General features: G+C 38.9%; 19 protein-coding genes. 7 read left to right on the forward strand and 12 right to left on the reverse strand.

Going from position 1 to position 18,808, the window contains the following annotated elements; genetic code table 11:
• Positions 1 to 68 precede the first annotated feature (68 nt).
• The gene (locus B5D82_RS06920) at positions 69 to 824 is read left to right on the forward strand and encodes a substrate-binding periplasmic protein (protein ID WP_081150205.1); all 756 of its coding nucleotides are present in this window, start codon (positions 69 to 71) and stop codon (positions 822 to 824) included.
• A 67-nt stretch (positions 825 to 891) separates the two neighbouring features.
• Here the strand turns inward: B5D82_RS06920 and pssA are convergent, their stop codons facing one another.
• Together pssA and B5D82_RS06930 are read right to left on the reverse strand one after the other, a co-directional pair.
• A complete protein-coding gene (gene pssA, locus B5D82_RS06925; RefSeq protein WP_081150207.1) occupies positions 892 to 2,223 on the reverse strand; it encodes a CDP-diacylglycerol--serine O-phosphatidyltransferase in 1,332 nt (443 codons plus the stop codon).
• 283 nt (positions 2,224 to 2,506) lie between these two features.
• On the reverse strand, positions 2,507 to 4,537 hold the full coding sequence (locus tag B5D82_RS06930; protein ID WP_081150209.1) for an NADPH-dependent 2,4-dienoyl-CoA reductase: 2,031 nt from the start codon (positions 4,535 to 4,537) through the stop codon (positions 2,507 to 2,509).
• A gap of 370 nt (positions 4,538 to 4,907) precedes the next feature.
• On the opposite strand from B5D82_RS06930, the gene B5D82_RS06935 reads away from it, so the two are divergent.
• Positions 4,908 to 5,291, forward strand: coding sequence for a GreA/GreB family elongation factor (locus B5D82_RS06935; protein ID WP_245807579.1), 384 nt, complete (start codon positions 4,908 to 4,910; stop codon positions 5,289 to 5,291).
• A 42-nt stretch (positions 5,292 to 5,333) separates the two neighbouring features.
• On the opposite strand, the gene B5D82_RS06940 is transcribed toward B5D82_RS06935, so the two are convergent.
• On the reverse strand, positions 5,334 to 6,698 hold the full coding sequence (locus tag B5D82_RS06940; RefSeq protein ID WP_081150212.1) for an MFS transporter: 1,365 nt from the start codon (positions 6,696 to 6,698) through the stop codon (positions 5,334 to 5,336).
• 322 nt (positions 6,699 to 7,020) lie between these two features.
• Between B5D82_RS06940 and uvrA the strand changes: the two genes are divergently transcribed.
• The 3 genes from uvrA (at position 7,021) to B5D82_RS06955 (ending at position 11,626) form a co-directional block, all read left to right on the forward strand.
• Positions 7,021 to 9,879 carry an excinuclease ABC subunit UvrA gene (uvrA, locus tag B5D82_RS06945; protein WP_081150213.1) on the forward strand — a complete coding sequence of 953 codons (2,859 nt, stop codon included), beginning with the start codon at positions 7,021 to 7,023 and terminating at the stop codon, positions 9,877 to 9,879.
• A gap of 156 nt (positions 9,880 to 10,035) precedes the next feature.
• Positions 10,036 to 10,713, forward strand: coding sequence for a fused MFS/spermidine synthase (locus tag B5D82_RS06950; RefSeq protein ID WP_081150215.1), 678 nt, complete (start codon positions 10,036 to 10,038; stop codon positions 10,711 to 10,713).
• Positions 10,706 to 11,626, forward strand: a complete 921-nt coding sequence (locus B5D82_RS06955; RefSeq protein ID WP_081150217.1) for a spermidine synthase — start codon at positions 10,706 to 10,708, stop codon at positions 11,624 to 11,626. The genes B5D82_RS06950 and B5D82_RS06955 overlap by 8 nt, the downstream gene beginning before the upstream one ends.
• Positions 11,627 to 11,673: 47 nt before the next feature.
• Here B5D82_RS06955 and B5D82_RS06960 read toward each other — a convergent pair whose 3' ends face one another.
• Both B5D82_RS06960 and rluF read right to left on the reverse strand, forming a co-directional pair.
• Positions 11,674 to 12,300: an FMN-binding negative transcriptional regulator gene (locus B5D82_RS06960; RefSeq protein ID WP_081150218.1), complete on the reverse strand. Its 627-nt coding sequence runs from the start codon at positions 12,298 to 12,300 to the stop codon at positions 11,674 to 11,676.
• Between the two features lie 51 nt (positions 12,301 to 12,351).
• A complete protein-coding gene (gene rluF / locus B5D82_RS06965) occupies positions 12,352 to 13,308 on the reverse strand; it encodes a 23S rRNA pseudouridine(2604) synthase RluF (protein WP_081150220.1) in 957 nt (318 codons plus the stop codon).
• 248 nt (positions 13,309 to 13,556) lie between these two features.
• Between rluF and B5D82_RS06970 the strand changes: the two genes are divergently transcribed.
• Both B5D82_RS06970 and B5D82_RS06975 read left to right on the forward strand, forming a co-directional pair.
• A complete protein-coding gene (locus B5D82_RS06970; protein ID WP_081150222.1) occupies positions 13,557 to 14,255 on the forward strand; it encodes a pirin family protein in 699 nt (232 codons plus the stop codon).
• Positions 14,256 to 14,273: 18 nt separating this feature from the next.
• Positions 14,274 to 14,813: an NADPH-dependent FMN reductase gene (locus B5D82_RS06975; RefSeq protein ID WP_081150224.1), complete on the forward strand. Its 540-nt coding sequence runs from the start codon at positions 14,274 to 14,276 to the stop codon at positions 14,811 to 14,813.
• Positions 14,814 to 14,852: 39 nt separating this feature from the next.
• Here B5D82_RS06975 and B5D82_RS06980 read toward each other — a convergent pair whose 3' ends face one another.
• The 7 genes from B5D82_RS06980 to B5D82_RS07010 form a co-directional block, all read right to left on the reverse strand.
• Positions 14,853 to 15,050 (reverse strand): hypothetical protein, encoded by a 198-nt coding sequence (locus B5D82_RS06980; RefSeq protein ID WP_081150226.1) that lies wholly within the window; start codon positions 15,048 to 15,050, stop codon positions 14,853 to 14,855.
• Between the two features lie 172 nt (positions 15,051 to 15,222).
• Positions 15,223 to 15,834: a DUF2238 domain-containing protein gene (locus B5D82_RS06985; protein WP_081150228.1), complete on the reverse strand. Its 612-nt coding sequence runs from the start codon at positions 15,832 to 15,834 to the stop codon at positions 15,223 to 15,225.
• 62 nt (positions 15,835 to 15,896) lie between these two features.
• The gene (locus tag B5D82_RS06990; RefSeq protein ID WP_081150230.1) at positions 15,897 to 16,265 is read right to left on the reverse strand and encodes a hypothetical protein; all 369 of its coding nucleotides are present in this window, start codon (positions 16,263 to 16,265) and stop codon (positions 15,897 to 15,899) included.
• A gap of 5 nt (positions 16,266 to 16,270) precedes the next feature.
• Positions 16,271 to 16,981, reverse strand: a complete 711-nt coding sequence (locus B5D82_RS06995; RefSeq protein ID WP_081150232.1) for a DUF6445 family protein — start codon at positions 16,979 to 16,981, stop codon at positions 16,271 to 16,273.
• Between the two features lie 51 nt (positions 16,982 to 17,032).
• Positions 17,033 to 17,314, reverse strand: coding sequence for a putative quinol monooxygenase (locus B5D82_RS07000; protein ID WP_081150234.1), 282 nt, complete (start codon positions 17,312 to 17,314; stop codon positions 17,033 to 17,035).
• A 135-nt stretch (positions 17,315 to 17,449) separates the two neighbouring features.
• Positions 17,450 to 18,256 (reverse strand): formyl transferase, encoded by an 807-nt coding sequence (locus tag B5D82_RS07005; protein ID WP_081150236.1) that lies wholly within the window; start codon positions 18,254 to 18,256, stop codon positions 17,450 to 17,452.
• A gap of 102 nt (positions 18,257 to 18,358) precedes the next feature.
• Positions 18,359 to 18,778 carry a GNAT family N-acetyltransferase gene (locus tag B5D82_RS07010; protein WP_081150238.1) on the reverse strand — a complete coding sequence of 140 codons (420 nt, stop codon included), beginning with the start codon at positions 18,776 to 18,778 and terminating at the stop codon, positions 18,359 to 18,361.
• Positions 18,779 to 18,808 lie beyond the last annotated feature (30 nt).

The raw sequence follows: 18,808 nt of genomic DNA on the forward strand, positions 1-18,808 counted from the left end.
TGCTCATCTTATCATTAGCAGTAATAGTGAGCTATCAAACTCACTTTAACGGAACTAATTAATATTTTATGGATAAAATAATTATATGTATCGCGGCTCTTTTCATGGGTCATAGCTTTGCAGCACAGCCGTTACCTGTATTAACCGTTGCGAGCGAGGAATGGCAGGAATACACCAACGCTGATGGTACAGGCACATACTGGGATATCGTCAGAGCGGTGTATGGAAAGCACTATCAATTAGAGTTTATATCAACTAGCTGGAGTCGTGCGCTAACTTTAGTAGAAACGAGACGTGCAGATATACTTGTTGGCAGCTATAAAAACACAAATCGTAAGCTGATTTTTCCACAGCATCATCTAGATATTGAATATCCGCTGTATGCTATTTTTGATAAGAACGTTCATAACATTAAAGGTATTGATGACTTAGCTGGCCTCACTGTAGCGGGTAAAAAAGATTATGGTCTACAAAAATTTTTACCAAGCAGTAGTCATTTTTATGGCGTAGGCTACATTGATAATGTCGCTAAGCTGATTGAAAAAAAACGTGTAGATCTTGCCGTTGCCTATCAAACCAATTTATATTTAGCAGACCCCGACAAGCGTTATAGTCATCAAATCATAGGGACTGAAGCGCCTTTATATCTAGCTTTTAGCCATTCAGCTAAAGGTGAAAAACTTAAAAAACTTTATGACCAGAAAATTCTCAAGTTAGTTGCTGATGGCACATTAAAACAGTATTTTATTAATGTAGACGAATACCAACATGCCCAACTAGACACTATATTACCGCCAAAGCCTTCCTTACCTGTGCAAAAATAAAAAAGCATAATGAAACATTATGCTTTTTAGCCGCTAAGCTTGTAAAATTTGGTATTAAAACTAAATGCTAAAGAAAACGTTTTAGCAACCTATCTACTTGCGTCATACGTAGTCTTTTCAGAAGTTTACGAGGTTTTTCAGGGTAGTTTTGCACGCTTTCAATCTCAGATGATTGACGTATGATTTTTGTATTTTGGGTAATACGCTTAAACTCTTCAGCAAATTTATCTGCTATCTCACCTTTTTCGTCATCAAGTAAGATACCATTTTCCAAATCTAACGCCCAAGCTCTTGGATTAAGATTACTGCCCGTTAACAAGTGATATCGTTCATCCACCACCATGCCCTTTAAATGGAAGCTATTATTATCGTGTTGCCATAACCTCAACGATAAAGTGCCATTGTCTAAATATTTTTGACGTTTAGCCAAAAAGCTCGCGAGTAAACGTTCATAAATATAAGGCACAATTTCAACCGTTGAAAACGTTGCTTCATCGGCATTATAAAAGTCATTGGCTTTTTTATCACCTACGGTCAAGATAACTTTAACCCCGCGTTTTAGCGCGGCATCTACATCTCTTAATAAAGGCTTAGGTAAGTTAAAGTAAGGTGTAAAAATAACTAAAGTATTACGACTACTGCGCACTAAATCTCGGATCACCCGGTTTAATTGGTTACCCCTTCGACCACAACCAACAAACATCGAGGCTTGAATATTAGTAGATTCAGTGCCAATTTTATTGGCACTGAACGGGCGATACTTTGATGATTTTAATAAGCGAGTTAAACGAAGGATATTGCGTTTTATTACCTTGTTGTCTGGTAACTCCCCTTGGTTTAATAGTGGGGCCAAGTTTGAATCGATAAAGTAACGCTGGAGATACTGGCAAAAATTATCAGCTAAGGCTTGATTATTTAGGCGATAGTAGCGATCAAGACGATATCGCCCTGTTTGTTGCAGGTATACATCATTAATACTGGCGCCAGTATAAAGTAGCACGTTGTCGATCACCATGCCTTTTAAATGCAAAACACCGAGTAACTCTTTACGCTTAACGGGCACACCATAAATGTTAATTGAAACTTGATGTTGTTGTTCAAGTGCTAAATAAAGATCTCGATTTCCACCAGATAGTTTATCACCAATCAATCCGCGTTGTGCACGATGAAAATCTACAAACAAACAAATATCTAATGTGGGGATTTTTTGCTTTGCCTGATATAAAGCTGCCAGTATTTCTCTGCCAGCTGCATCGTCTTGTATATAAAGCGCTGAAATGTAAATGCGTGATTTAGCCTGGGAAATTTCTGCCAAAAGTAGCTGTTTAAAATCAGCTGCACTGTGGGCAATGTCTATATCTGCGGCTGCAATCCCAGCAGTAGAATTAACGGTTACCATATTATCGGTTATCCGCTAGCACGATGGCTAAATTAGGAGTTTTATTTTTATTCATTCAATCTAGTCATTTATTTCTTTATAGTAAACTGAGTTAATTGTACCGCAAGTTCTTCTGCGAGTTGAGAAATATTAATCTCAGTATGTGAACACTTTGTTTTTTTGCCTTAAACTATCACGAATCTTAACTATATTAAGTATTTTTTGAGTTCAAAATAAAAAATGCAGATGCTGTTCAAGCTTTTTAAAGCGCATGAACAACATCTGCATTTTTCTAGTAAAACCGTTATATTTTTGCGGCTAGCTCTGCCGCTTGTCTAATGGCTCGCTTGGCATCAAGCTCTGCAGCAACATTCGCCCCGCCAATCAGATGTGCATTTATACCTTGGGCTTCTAGCTGATTATAAAGGCTGCGTTCAGATTCTTGCCCCGCACAAATAATAATGTGGTCTACTTTCAGGGTTTGTTGCTCTCCATCAACAGAAATGACTAAACCATCATCATTAACCTCGTCATAAGTAACGCCAGCTAACATTTTTACACCATTTTTTTGTAAGGTAGCACGATGGATCCAACCCGTAGTTTTACCTAAACCTGCGCCCACTTTCGTGGATTTACGTTGTAGGAGATAAATTTCACGACTTGGCGCTTCTTGAACTGTCTTACCTGATAAGCCGCCATTTTCTTGATAGTTTTTATCTACACCCCAATTTTGTAGCCATTTTTCAGGGTTTGTCGTCAATGATTCTTCTTCAACTAGAAATTCAGCGACGTCAAAACCAATACCACCGGCGCCAATAATCGCAACGCTTTTACCTACAGGTTCTTTATCGCGTAATACTTGAATATAAGATTTTACTTTTTCGTGATCGATACCTTTAATATCAAGTGCTCTGGGGACAATGCCTGTTGCTAGCACAATTTCGTCAAAGCCTGCAGCGGCTAATTGTTCTGCACTTTGCTGCTGATTTAAATGAAGCGTTATGCCCAACAATTCAATTTGCTTATTAAAGTAACGTAAGGTCTCAAAAAACTCTTCTTTACCCGGTATTTGCTTAGCATAGTTAAACTGGCCGCCAATTTCGCTACCACGGTCAAATATCTCGACACTATGACCACGTTGCGCAGCATAAACACTAAAAGCTAAGCCTGCAGGACCTGCACCTACAACCGCTATTTTTTTCTTTGTATTAGCTTTTTCAAATGTCAGTTCGGTTTCATAACAGGCAGCAGGGTTAACTAAACACGAAGCACGTTGCTGCTTAAATACATGATCTAAACACGCTTGGTTACAACCAATACAGGTATTAATTTCGTCACTTTTATTGGCCGCCGCTTTGGCAACAAAGTTTTCATCCGCTAAAAATGGCCGTGCCATAGACACCATATCGGCTTGGCCTGAGGATAATATTTTTTCTGCGACTTCAGGGGTATTAATACGGTTTGTGGTAATTAATGGTACAGATACCTCTTTTTTCATTCGCTCGGTGATCCAAGTGAATGCTGCGCGTGGTACTGATGTTGAAATGGTAGGAACACGCGCTTCGTGCCAACCAATACCAGTATTAATTAACGTTGCGCCAGCGGCTTCAACCGCTTTAGCCATAGTCACCACGTCTTGCCAGCTGTTGCCGCCGTCAACTAAATCAAGCATAGATAAACGGAATATTATAATAAAATCATCGCCGGCACTTGCCCGCACAGCACGAATAGTTTCAATGGCTAAGCGCATTCTATTTTCAATGCTACCGCCCCATTCATCGGTACGTTTATTAACTTTGACACAGCTAAATTGGTTGATGAGATAGCCTTCAGAGCCCATAATTTCAACACCGTCATAACCGGCTCTTTGTGCCAGCTTTGCCGAATGGGCAAAATCTTTTATCGTGCCTTTAATCTGGCGCACTGACATAGCTTTGGGCGTAAAAGGGTTAATCGGTGACTTAACTTTACTGGCTGAAACACTGAACGGGTGATACGAATATCTGCCTGCATGTAATAATTGCAAACAGATTTTTGTTGGATATTTATGTACGGCTGAAGTGATTTTTTTATGCTTACCTACGTGCCAAAATTTGCTTAGCTCACAACCTAATGGCGCTAGACGCCCGCGCAAGTTTGGGCTAATACCACCGGTAACAATTAAACCTACACCACCTTTTGCACGCGCTTCATAGAATGCTGCGAGTTTATCAAAGCCACCTTTTTCTTCTTCAAGACCGGTATGCATTGAACCCATTAAGGTTCTATTAGCTAAGGAGGTAAAGCCCAAATCTAATGGCGCTAATAAATGTGGAAAGGCAGCATTATCATTCATGTTAAATCACTTTTTGGTTGTTATTCTAATGTATAGCAATAGTATTATCTAAAGCTAGTTCATATTTTTTGGTTGAGCTTATTAATATATAAAATATCTGCAAGTAAGATAAAACTCAAGCTTTATTTTGACACCTGTCAGATAGCCACAATAGCCGGGTGACTTCCAGATTGCTCAAAGCACTGGTTTACTTTCGATTTATTCTACGTATGCTGAGTTGTAGCAATCAGGAGCAGCAATAGCGAGAAATGTTATCTACATCGACAAAAAAATCATCATTGACCAAGTTACTGAACAACTAAAAAAAGAATTAGCGCTCGCATTAATTGCCGCAAATAATGCTCACAAGGCGGCTACCGACGATCAGTCAGTGGCAGAAACACAATATGACACTTTGGCAATTGAGCAAAGTTACTTGGCAGAAGGCCAATCTAGACGGGTCGATGAAATTAAATACACCATCAAGTGTTTGCAAAATATCCCTTCACAAGCGTTAAAGCCTAAGCTACAGATAAACATTGGCTCAGTGGTGCAGTTAGAAAGGGATATTGATAAACAGCAGTGGTTTTTTCTTGCGCCAGTGGCTGGCGGTTATCGCTGCAAATTGGCTATGCAGATTGACACGATTACTATTGTTGTTATTACGCCAGAATCGCCCTTGGGCGCAGCTATGATTGGAAAAGTCATAGATGATGAAGTCAATATAAAGATAGCCGAAAAAAGCATTACTGACTTCATTACTATGGTGATTTAAACGCACTTTTTACCGGCTTAATACGTTTGAAATCAAGCTTAATTATTGATTAAGCAAGGCTTTGATACTCGCTAGATCAACAGTTTTATCGTCTACCTTCAAATAAGCAACAGCCTCTTCATGCATAATGGTAGCTTCAATGACGCCAGGCATTTCACTGAGTTTTTGCGCTACTTCACGTGCTTTTTCATCATTAATAATACTGGTTGAAAAACTATACGCCTTAGATTTTTTCAACGGCTTCATACCAAAGGTTAATAACAGCCACACTAGCGCAAATAAACCGGTGACAAGAAATATAGTTTGCTCGCCAAATTCGCCGGCAATAAAACCACCTAAAATACCGCCAGCAAAAGCGCCTAAAAACTGGCTACTAGAATAAATACCCATCACGCTGCCTTTAACACCCGCAGGCGCAATGCGCGACAATATTGACGGCATGGTCGCTTCTAAATAGTTAAAGGCGGTAAAAAACATCATCACTAATACAATCAATGTGGTCATGCTAATAGGCAGGTACCAAAGTAATAATAAAGCTAACGTTAGCAAAGCAACAGCTGCGCTAAACATTTGCGTTTCTTTTTGCTTTTTCAACCCAATGATCATAAATGGCACCATCAGAAAAAATGAGCCTATTAGCGTCGGTAAATAAAGCTGCCAATGCTGTTCAAGCGCTAAACCATTAGCCACAAATTGCTTGGGTAAAGTTACAAAACAAGCGGTTAAAGCCATGTGGAGAATGAATACCCCCCAATTTAATCGTGACAGTTGTCCGTCACGAATTAAACTGCCTAGCTTTGATGGCAATGCAACATTGTCACCTTTAGGTGCGGTATTGATTGAATTAGGTACGATAAACTGAATGGTTAGCATAGCAAATATTGTTAATATCGCGATAAACCAGAACAAGCCACTTAAGCCAAATGCTTGCGCGACTATCGGACCAATAATCATCGCAACAGTAAACGAGAGACCAATGAACATACCGATAGTTGCCATAACTTTTGGGCGCTGTTCCTCACGGCTTAAGTCTGCCGCTAATGCCAGTATTGCACTCGCTATCGCGCCTGTACCTTGCAAAGCTCGACCAAACACCACACCATAAATAGTGTCTGACATAGCAGCCACAACACTACCGATAAAAAATATAACCAACCCAGCTAAAATTACCGGCTTTCGACCAAATTTATCCGATAAAATTCCCATCGGAATTTGTAACATCGCCTGCGTTAAACCATAAGCACCAATCGCTAAACCAAGCCAAATTGGACTGTAACCGATAAGTTCTTCACCATAAATGGCAAAAACAGGCAAGATCATAAACAAGCCGAGCATCCGCAAGCCGAACACTGACGCCAGCGATAACGCGGCCTTTTTCTCAATACTATTTAAACCGGATGCACTCATGAAGATTTTGAACTCTTAATTTATTGGGAGCGGGAATATAAACGGGCATATCTTAACACGGCTTCTGAATGAACATAAACAGAGATTTTAGATGAATTTGGATTAAAAATTGTGCGATAATAATCGGTTCTAACTTTATGTTCGCCTAAAAACAACCTTGAGTAAAATTGGCTGTAAAAACAACCTTGTTTAGGAGGTATTTTATCGTTAACCATTATGTACAATGTTGCTAAAACGTAAGGTAATTTACAATCAGTCTGATCTTTGCATACAGCTCTTTCGTATAACAATCCTCGGGCGTTAAATTGGTCACAAAGTCATTATGAAGAAAATAGAAGTCAGGGGTGCTCGCACTCATAACTTAAAAAATATTAATGTAGATATTCCTCGCGATAAACTCGTTGTTATCACCGGGCTTTCCGGCTCAGGCAAGTCTTCACTAGCCTTTGATACCCTATACGCTGAAGGACAAAGACGCTATGTAGAATCACTTTCTGCTTATGCGCGCCAATTTTTATCCTTGATGGAAAAGCCCGATGTAGATCATATCGAAGGCCTGTCTCCTGCTATTTCAATTGAACAAAAATCGACTTCACATAATCCGCGTTCAACCGTGGGTACTATCACCGAGATCTATGATTATCTGCGTTTACTTTATGCTAGAGTTGGTGAACCCCGTTGTCCGAATCACCACTTACCACTGGCTGCACAAACTATTTCTCAAATGGTTGACCGTGTTTTAGAGCTCGACGAAGGCACTAAAGTGATGGTACTAGCCCCTGTGCTACAAGACCGTAAAGGTGAGCATGTTAAATTATTAGATAGCCTTGCTGCACAAGGCTACATTCGCGCCCGCATTGACGGCGAAGTTTGTGATTTATCCGATCCACCGACGTTAGAGTTACATAAAAAACATACGATTGAAGTGGTTGTTGACCGTCTGAAAGTTCGTGAAGATATTCAATTGCGCCTTTCTGAATCTTTTGAAACCGCACTATCGCTTACCTCCGGCACTGTGAAAGTCGGCTTTATGGATGACCCCAAAAGAGAAGAGTTAGTTTTCTCCGCTAATTTCGCTTGCTCTAAATGTGGCTATAGCATGCAAGAATTAGAACCACGCTTGTTCTCATTCAACAACCCAGCCGGAGCATGTCAAACCTGTGATGGATTAGGTAACCAACAATATTTTGATAAAAGCCGCGTAATTACGAATCCAGAATTAAGTTTAGCTGGTGGCGCTATTCGTGGTTGGGATAAACGTAATTTTTATTATTTTCAAATGTTGCAAGCCTTAGCTGATCATTATGAATTTCCCTTAGAGCTTCCCTTTAGTGAATTAGATGAAAAAACTCAACAACTGATTTTAACCGGCAGTGGCAAACAAGAAATTGAATTTAAATATATGAATGACCGTGGTGACATTGTTATTCGCAAACATCCGTTTGAAGGTATTTTAAATAATATGGATCGCCGCTACCGCGAAACAGAATCTAACGCGGTGCGTGAAGAATTATCTAAATACCTAAATAGCCAAAACTGTCCAGACTGTAAAGGTAGCCGATTAAGATTAGAAGCACGTAATGTATTTGTTGGTGATACACCATTAACAGAAGTAGCTGAATATGCCATTGCTGACGCCTTAGCATTTTTCCAAGGCTTAGAATTAACCGGTCAAAAAGGACAAATTGCCGAAAAAATTCTTAAGAAAGTTTGTGACCGTTTAGGGTTTTTGGTGAATGTTGGCTTAAATTATCTTAACTTGTCGCGCGCTGCAGGCACATTATCAGGTGGTGAAGCCCAGCGTATTCGCTTAGCTAGCCAAATTGGTGCCGGCTTAGTTGGTGTAATGTACGTTTTAGATGAACCGTCTATTGGTTTGCATCAACGTGATAACGAACGCTTGTTAGAAACGCTGATCCATTTACGTGATTTAGGTAACACCGTCATCGTGGTCGAACACGACGAAGATGCTATTCGCGCCGCCGATTATGTTATTGATATTGGCCCTGGTGCAGGTGTACATGGTGGTCATATTATTGCCGAAGGTAATGTCGATGACATTTTAGCGTGTAAAGACTCACTTACCGGTCAGTACCTGTCAGGCAGAGAACGTATTGAAATACCAAAAACCAGAATACCTTTTGATAAAAACAATGTGGTTGAACTTAAAGGTGCCACCGGCAATAACTTAAAAAATGTCGATTTAGTCATTCCAAATGGCTTAATGACCTGTGTAACCGGCGTTTCCGGCTCAGGTAAATCAACCTTGATTAACGATACCTTGTATAAGCTGGCTCACATTGAATTAAATGGCGCAACGACACAAGAACCTGCGCCACATAAAGAGATTATCGGTTTAGACCTACTCGATAAAGTTATCGATATTGACCAAAGCCCGATAGGGAGAACACCGCGTTCTAATCCTGCCACTTACACCGGTATTTTTACCGCTATTCGTGATATTTTTGCGGCAACGCAAGAGTCACGTTCGCGTGGTTATAAGCCAGGACGCTTTAGCTTTAACGTGAAAGGTGGACGCTGTGAAGCGTGCCAAGGTGACGGCTTAATTAAAGTTGAAATGCATTTTTTACCGGATGTTTATGTGCCTTGTGACGTTTGTAAAAGTAAACGATATAACCGTGAAACTTTAGAAGTAAAATACAAAGGAAAGAGCATTCATGAAGTCTTAGATATGACCATCGAAGATGCTTTTGAGTTTTTCTCTCCTATTCCAGCGGTTAGACGTAAGCTGCAAACCTTAATGGATGTTGGCTTGAGTTATATCAAACTTGGACAATCAGCCACAACATTGTCAGGTGGTGAAGCACAACGCATTAAGTTGTCAAAAGAGTTATCAAAACGCGATACCGGTAAAACCTTGTATATATTGGATGAACCGACCACAGGCTTACACTTTCACGACATAAAACAATTACTGCAAGTTATTCATCGCTTGCGTGACCATGGCAATACCATCGTGGTCATTGAACATAATCTAGATGTGATAAAAACGGCAGACTGGATTGTTGATTTAGGTCCAGAAGGCGGTGGCGGTGGCGGTGAAATATTAGTGACTGGCACGCCAGAGCAAGTAGCGGAACATAAAGGTTCTCATACCGCGAGATTTCTAAAACCACTATTGGCTAAAGAAAAATTGTCTAAAGAAAAACGATCTAAATAAGTTATTCGCTAAAGTGAAAATAGTATAAACGTCAATCATGATGTATTGCCAAAGGCTTGTTTTTTGTAACAAGCCTTTTTTGTATCTAGCATCTGATAGAAGTTATGTTTAATATGACTAATCTCAATTGAATTAAAACCTAAAGCAGTAAGTTAAATGACGAATAAAAACAACAATAATGGGCCTTGGCAAAACCCGCTAATTTATTTACTGGCCTTTTCTAGTGGCTTTTGCATTATGGGTATTGAGCTTCTGGGCGGTAGAATATTAGCGCCATTTTTCGGCAGTAGCGTTCATATTTGGGGCAGTATAATTACGGTATTTATGCTGAGCTTGTCGTTTGGCTATTTAGCTGGTGGCAAACTATCAACTAAAAACGCATCTTTAAATCGCTACGGGTTAATTTTCATCTTTGCAGGTATCGCTGTTTTGCCCGTGGCATTTTCTTCAGAATGGGTAATGGAGGCTATTTTCCTTGCTGTTGAAGATACCCGTTATGGTTCGTTACTCGCGTCAATGGCCTTATTCTTTGTGCCAACGGTAATACTGGGTATGATTTCGCCTTACTCTGTGCGCTTGTTAGTTACCGATAAAGATAAAAGTGGCCAAGTGGCTGGTTTTCTCTACTTTGTGTCAACACTGGGCAGTGCTTTAGGCACTATTATTACCTCTTTCTACTTGGTTTTACTGTTCGAGGTTAACGATATTATTATGGTGTTCAGCACCGCGCTTATTCTACTTGGTGTTAGCGCCATGATCTTCAATCGTCTAAATCAGCAGAAAAAGATCAGTAATAACCGTTCGGGCAACCCACAGGAAGCGGCACATGAATAAATTATCGATTACTTTCCTGATTGGGGTGGTCACTAGTTTGCTCATAAGCGCGGCCTTAAGTACACCAGTGATGGCCAAAACTATCCACAGTGAACGTTCGTTATATCGCAATATATTAGTCGAAGAAAAAAACGGACTACGTTGTTTAAAGTTCAATGTTAGAAGTACGAAAACTCAGCAAAGCTGTATGTTAGTGGACGACCCGCAACGTTTAGTTTTTAATTACACCAAAATGCTATTTTCAAGCTTATTAATAAACCCTAACCCAGAGCGTATTTTAATTATTGGCTTAGGCGGCGGCACCATGTCGAATACTTTACATCAAATTTATCCAAAGGCGACTATTACCAATGTTGAAATAGATCCGGCGGTAATTAAAGTCGCGAGAAACTACTTTAGCTTTTTCGAAAACGACCATATTACTGCTGTGGCGCAAGACGGACGTATTTTTGTTAAACGCGAGTCGATAAAAAAACAGCAATACGATTGGATAATTCTCGACGCGTTTAATGGTGACTACATACCCGAACATTTAATGACGCAAGAGTTTTTGCAAGAAGCGAAAAACTTACTCAGCGATAATGGCGTGTTAGCGGCAAATACGTTTTCAGTCAGTGATTTATACAATTACGAATCGGCTACTTATAAATCAGTTTTTGGCGATTTCTTCAATGTTCGAAATAATAGAAACAGTAATCGCATCATATTAGCCAGTACAAAACCATTACCTACGAATGATATTATAGCGGCACGCGCTATTGAATTAAGTGAAAAGTTATCACTTTTTGATGTCGATATCACTGAGATAAGCCGTCAAATGACCTCAACGGCTACAAGTCAAGATTGGCCTGAAGGTTCACCCCTTTTGACCGATCAATATTCGCCAGCAAACTTATTGAATTTAAAAAATTAAGCGTAAAACTTAAGATGATATTAAATTGGCGAAGACAGTTAAACGTATCAAGCTTTTGCAGCCTCGCCTATGCCCAGTTTTAATTCATGCATGTAATCCACTAAGGCTTGATGATCTGCGGATGTTGATTTACTAAGTGCAGCAGTAACACCTTGTTGATCGGCTATTGAGCGATGCTGTCCCAGCTTGACTTTTGCGTCAATAACATCAATTGAAATTTTAAAACCAACGATACCTTTAGATAATTTTTCTTGATAATCTGCACTTACCACATCACGCTTAACTAACAACTCAGGTTCATATTTGTGCATAAGCGAATCAAGTGCTTGTGTCGTATCATCTGCACTGAGTAATTCAGCACAGCCTTTAATATGAATGGCCGCATAATTCCATGTTGGTACCGCAGGCTTATTGTCATACCAAGTCGGAGAAATATAGCCATGTGGACCATTAAATATAACTAAGTGTTGCTTGACAATATCTTCAGTAAGTTCACGCCAATGTGGATTATTGCGAGCAAAGTGTCCTATTAAATAATGATTACTACGATCTAACATTAACGGTAAATGACTAGACTGCAGTGATGGAGACACTAGCGTTGCAAAGCTATATTTTTCAATAAATGAAAATATTTGTGCTTGTTCGGTTAAACGCCATTTTTCTTCAACATGCATAATATCGAATTACCTTTTATTCAGATAATATCTAAAAAGACCTAGATAAAATTAACTTTTCTTTTTCAAACTTAGGCGTTTTTTACCTGTTGATGTTGTTGCTGTTTTTTTCACATCGATACGGGTTAATGTACGTGAAGAAGCGGGTGATTTCGACGCTATGGTTTTACTAGGGTGCTTAATATTAGTGATATCGACTTTTACAGCATCATTTTTAACTTCTATTTCAGTTAAATCAATTTCATTTTCATCTAACTCCGACAAGTCACCATCAAGTGCGGTTTTACGAGAGTGTGATACGGCCGTATTTATCTCAGCCATTTCACTTTCAGTTAAGTCGCGCCATTCTCCTGAACGTAATTTACCTAGTTCTACATTCATAATACGCGAACGCTGTAGTTCAATTACTTCATAGTCTAAGTATTCACACATACGACGAATTTGTCGATTCAAGCCTTGAGTTAGAATAATTCTAAACACATATTTACTGTCATGTTTCACAACGCAAGGTTTGGTTATTGTGTCTAAAATCGGTACACCTTTTGACATACGTTCAATAAAACGTTCACTGATTGGCTTATCAACTTTGACGATATATTCTTTGTCGTGAGCATTTTCAGCACGTAATATTTTATTCACTATGTCACCGTCACTGGTGAGGAAAATCAAGCCTTCTGAAGGCTTATCCAAACGGCCGATAGGGAATATGCGTTTAGTGTGGCCAATAGCATCGATGATATTGCCTTTTACATGTCGCTCCGTTGTACAGGTAATGCCAACCGGTTTATTATAAGCAATATAGACACGATCAGTGTGATTACTGGCGCTGGCTTTAATCTCATTGCCGTCAATGCAAACCCTATCACCCAACAAAACCTTAGTACCAAGTTCAGGCACTTTGCCATTAATCGTCACGCGATTATTTTCGATCAATTTATCAGCAAACCGACGCGAGCAATAACCCGAGTCACTAATGTATTTGTTTAAGCGTTTTTCGTAACTTGACACAGGCTATCCTAAAAAAGAGCAGTAAATAACTGTAATTTCGAAATTTGATTACAGCTATTTTACCTAAATTTAGTCACACTGTAGAGTAATGTTATAAATAGTTATGAAAAATCGATCAATATGGCATAAATATCAACATAATTACTTATAACGTAAGAGTTTTATACTTCAGCTTTTGTATCGCATTAAGTATTAAAGCTTTAAAATATTTATCGTTAAAACATGCCCGACAATGGTGAAATAAAAACATGCAAAAGCTAACCTTTGAGCAACTACCCCAAGACGGTTTTGCCGGATTAATTGAACGTCATTTTGTGATAAACCAAAATTATTTTGGTCGTTCAAAAACATTAGCACTACCTGGTCTGGGTCAATTTGTTTATTTATCCGATGCAAATTTTTTGCCTTTTGGTGAAACGCGTATGCATGGCCACAAAGAAGTTGATGTTATTTCTGTTATGGTCGCTGGTGAGGTTGAACATCAGGGTTCATTAGGTCATGGCGAGCGATTGACTGCAGGCTCGGTGCAAGTGCAACGTGCTGGCGCAGAGGGCTTTCGCCACAATGAAGTCAACCCAGGTGATCAACAAAATCAAATGATTCAACTTTGGGTGCTGCCAGATGAATTAGGCGAACCTGCTGGTTATAAGGTTTATCAGCCTAAGTCAGGAGAGCTGACAAAGGTTTACGGCGGTGAAAAAAATCAGCCAAGCACATTTGATAGCACTATTTCCATTTCAGTTAGTAACACTGTCGAGCAACAAAACATTACTATTTCCGGCGAAACATTAGTTTACCTTTGCCATGGGGAAGCTAACATTAATGGTGAGTTAATAAATGCTCGCAGCCTTATACACGACAAAAAAGGTATCTCTTTTACGGCATTAAGCGCCGGCCAAGCGATATTTATTTACCCTTCAAAACAGTTAAACTTAATAAAAAAATAAATAAAAGGAAACGTTATAATGAAAATAATCGCATTTGGTGCAAGTACAAGCCGTAAGTCAATCAATAAGCAGTTGGCCACCTATGCTGCCAATTTAGCCACTGAAGTACAGGAAAATACAGTCGTTGAAATACTCGATTTAAACGATTTCGAATTACCACTTTTCAGCCAGGATAAGGAAGTAGAATTAGGCCAACCTGAAGCAGCGAAGGCCTTCTTTAATAAGCTCGGCGAAAGTGACGCTATTATTATTTCATTTGCCGAGCATAACGGTAGTTATAGTGCTGCCTATAAAAATTTATTTGATTGGACCTCTCGTATTAATCAAAAAGTTTTTCAAAATAAATCTATGCTATTTTTGGCAACATCACCAGGACCCGGTGGCGCAAGTAATGTGCTAGCGGCAGCTTCAAGTTCGGCATTTTATTTTGCTGGCGATGTTAAAGCGACGCTATCAATACCTAGCTTTTTTGATAACTTTGATATGGAAAATACTAAGTTAATAAATGAAGAATTACAGCAAAAATTGACCGATGCGGTTAAAAGCTTAATGGCATAGGCTACGGTCTAACTAAGCGCTAAAAATTGCCTGGCAGTGTTAGCGCTCCCCCTCTTTTTTGCCCTGATCGCTGATATGCTCGCTTAAATTTTCGTTCACAATGACGTTTGGTTGCTTAGGCTTGCTTTCCACCGTCACTTTCGTGCCGCGATTGCTAACAGAAACAGAGCCACACGCCGATATAGTAAATATGATTATCGTGACTAATAACACGCTCATCATTCTATTTAATTTCATATTTAATACCAATTTGATTAATTAAGTGATCTACTTTTTCATAAGGAAAATGGATAATTACAAAGCATAAAATTTAGTCAGTAGTTATTCTACTTATAACTTTTATCACACCATCATTATTAATTTTAACCATTAAAAATGAGCAGTTAATTAATCAACTTGGCATAACTCATTAACCTGCAACAGAAACGTTTATTTTAGCCAGTTGACGATCATGATATGTCGCTAAGACAATAATTGAAACAATGGCCCCTAATAATGCTAAGGCCATATCTGACTGCGTATCCCAAATATAACCTTGTGTACCCAAGAAGGCTTCAGCATTTTCACCTGAGGCGACAGCAACCCACCATTCTATCAGTTCATAAAACGCGCTAAAAGCCAAACAAATAGAAACAATAATAACATTTAACCAAGCTTTGCCATTAACAACACATTTTCGGATCAGGATTTCACGGGCCAGTAAAGCAGGTACAAAGCCTTGGAAAAAATGCCCTACTTTATCGTAATTATTGCGCTCAGATCCCATCCAATTGGCGATGGTGTCGAAAAGAGGTACTTCTGCATACGTGTAATGCCCCCCAACCATCAGTACTATGCAATGCAGTAAGATAAAATTATAAAGTAAACGCGTAAGCGGGAAGCTCCTTAAGCTTATCGCCATAAGCACTAAACCGATAATCGCCGGTAATACTTCTAAAAACCAAGTAAATTGATCTTTTGGCCCAATACCCGACCAAATTAAGACGACAAAAAAGAGCGTTAACCAAAAGGCCTTTAACATTTTATTCACCATTTAATAAATGACATGTTCATCAATTGCGTTAATCACTATAGATTTTTATATTACCAGGTAGTGTAAATTATATAACTGCCAAAAATGAAAGAGAAAAATCCAGAAACGCGAAACGTAGTGCTAAATTTTTCTGCTGACCACAAAGCAAATGTTCGGTGTTTATCAGCACCAATAACTAGCAACAATATTGCGACAAGTAACATTAAGTAACCTAGGGTCGCATTCATAATTGGCGCTAAGGTCAAAGGTGAGTAATAGACAAAAACTACACCAAAAAATAAACGGCTTAAAATTTCGAAAACATGAAAATATGTTTGTTGGCTAAACTTAATGATACCGGTAGCGAAAGTCTGAGGATTTTTTATCATTACCAAACTTATCACCATCATCAGTAAACCAAAAAAACTTAATAGCCACATTTCACTTAATCTTCCGCTAACCAAAAAAACGTTATCGCAAGGCGTTTATCTCTTTTTTCTTTACCAAAGTAACTACTGGCGCTATGCGCAATATTACCTTTAAACAAAATGAGTCGATTAAATTTATTCTCAATCGCGACATCTTCATACCAAGCACCTTTTGGTAAGCTCTCTGTTTTAAGCGCATCAACTAAGTTTACATATGGCGCTTCCACCAAATTACCGCCGGCAGCGCCGTTACTATATTTAAGCCGATAAAAACTAGTACCTGAGTGCGGTTGAGGGTTTTGACTTAAATAAAGTACTGCACCGAAACGACATAACTTCCGGTTATCAACATGGGGCCTTGCTTCACCCTCTTCAGCACCCACTAAAATTGCGGTATTGCTATCAACCACCACACTATCTGACTCAGCCACCCAAAACTCAGCTTTATTAACTTGCGATTTAGCCCACGTTTCAACCAACTGTAAGTCACTCTTACTTAGTGCGTTTTTTGATCGCATTCCTGGCCAAAGCTCTTTGGTGTAGGGAGAACCGAGCTTCCATTTCTTTTTGTTAAAACATTTATTGGCTAATTCAACAGCCTTCTTTTGTGGGAAGAAGTCATCTTGAATCCAATAATTCACACCTAATTCTGGTTTTTCATAAGGTAATGTTGGTGAATTATATGGAATTTCTGGTAATGCCGTATTGTCATCATATTTTTCATACATACGAATTATTATCTATATCCTTAGCGAAATTTAAAAAACGATGCTGCAGGTTTACAACTTGTAATAATTGCCCTTAGGCGCGGCACCAAATAAACTCATTGCGGCTTGCATATCATCTTGTGGATAATTAGTAATCGCCAGTTGGTGGCTTTCAATACAATCCCATCGCTCAATAATCATAAATTGTTCTGCGTGCTCATTGTGCTTTAACAGTTCGCAGGAAAGACAACCTTCTGCACCAGAAATATAAGGTAAGAGTGCTTTTAGAAAAGCATACAGTTCTGCTGATTTTTGAGCTGCAGCGGTAAATTCATTAACACGGACTATACTCATAGTAACCTCTTTAAATATAATGATTTATTTTAATGTTTTTAACCAAGGACTTATCTTAATGTTTATTATTCAACTCATTTTTCGCTACAGTTATCCGCGTTAAAATTCAGTGTTAAAATTCAGTGTTAACTTTGTTCATATCGTGGTTTTCTTTATCGATGTAAGTAAATTAACAACTTCATCTTTATTATACAATACGCCACAATTTTCGGTAAACGCCGTCAATTGCTCAGTACTTGGAAAAGTAAAATAATCACCTGCCTGAGTTTGAATATCCGTTGTTAGTTCGCCACCATTTTCAAGTATATTAATCGCTTGTAAAATTAATTGGCATCCACCTATATACAAAGACAACACATGCCAGAGATAAGACTTTTCTTGCTGTACTGTCAGTGTTGAATTCGCAATAACTCGGCCGGTATCTATCGTACTGTCATCTATAAAGTGTAAACTCGTCGACAGTTGCGCATCGCCATTTAATAAGGCCCAAAACGTGGCCATAACACCACGGTAGTCTGGTAACTTTCCAGAGTGCAAATTAATGACACCGTGTTTTGCTAAGCCAATAATTGGCTTCTTTAGGATAACCCCGTAGCGAATAGAAACAATTAAACCGGCTGAAAGTGACTGAATTTTTTCTATGCCCTCTGCTGAATTAATTTCATTTAAGCTTTCAATCTTAATATCGCTGTACTGATTTATTTCAGTATAGGTTTTAAACATTAACGACTTTTCTGTACTCTCTGGCAATTGCTCAAGCGCCCGATAAACATCGTGTTGCTCAAATTGCGCTAAATCCTGCAAAGCTTGAGGGCGTGTGGAATTACCACCCACTTTACTAGATAAAAACACGGTAATATTATGCGATCGCAACGCTGGCAATAATAAATTTAATGCTAAATTACTAGCAATGTCATTATTCAGCAATAACACAATGTTCATAGCGATAATTCCTGTAGCTGTTGTTAACTCGTTTGATCCGAAGACTGAATGAAGGCTAAATTTGTCATCAAACTTTATTGCAGCCGTAGATCTCCGATAATTTTATTCGCTCAACTGTTTCATCATATAATACCGACAACCAGTTTTTGGGTAGCCTTGCTGTGTCCATTGCACTTGATAACCGTGCTTTTCATAAAAGGGCATCGCTTGAAAATTCAACGTGTCCAGTAACGCTTTATTACAACCTCGCACCTGTGCTGCTTGCTCTATTTCATGTAAAATTTTACTGCCGACTTGCTGGCCTCGCAGTGTTTCTGACACCCATAAAGTATTGATCATTAACCAATCACCAAATGTTCGACCTGCCGCGCCAGCAATAACATCACCATTTTCATCGTTTAACTTCACAGCAATCGCTTTACGTTCACTTACTTCCCAATGCGCCCAATTAAATTCAGCAATTTTATCATCTAAAAATGCAATTAACTCTGTTGCTGGGTTTTCAATAACTTCTATTTTCAACGCTTCTTCCTGAGCAGGTTTAATACCTAT

The sequence above is a fragment of the Cognaticolwellia beringensis genome (assembly GCF_002076895.1).
Classification (GTDB): Bacteria; Pseudomonadota; Gammaproteobacteria; order Enterobacterales; family Alteromonadaceae; genus Cognaticolwellia; species Cognaticolwellia beringensis.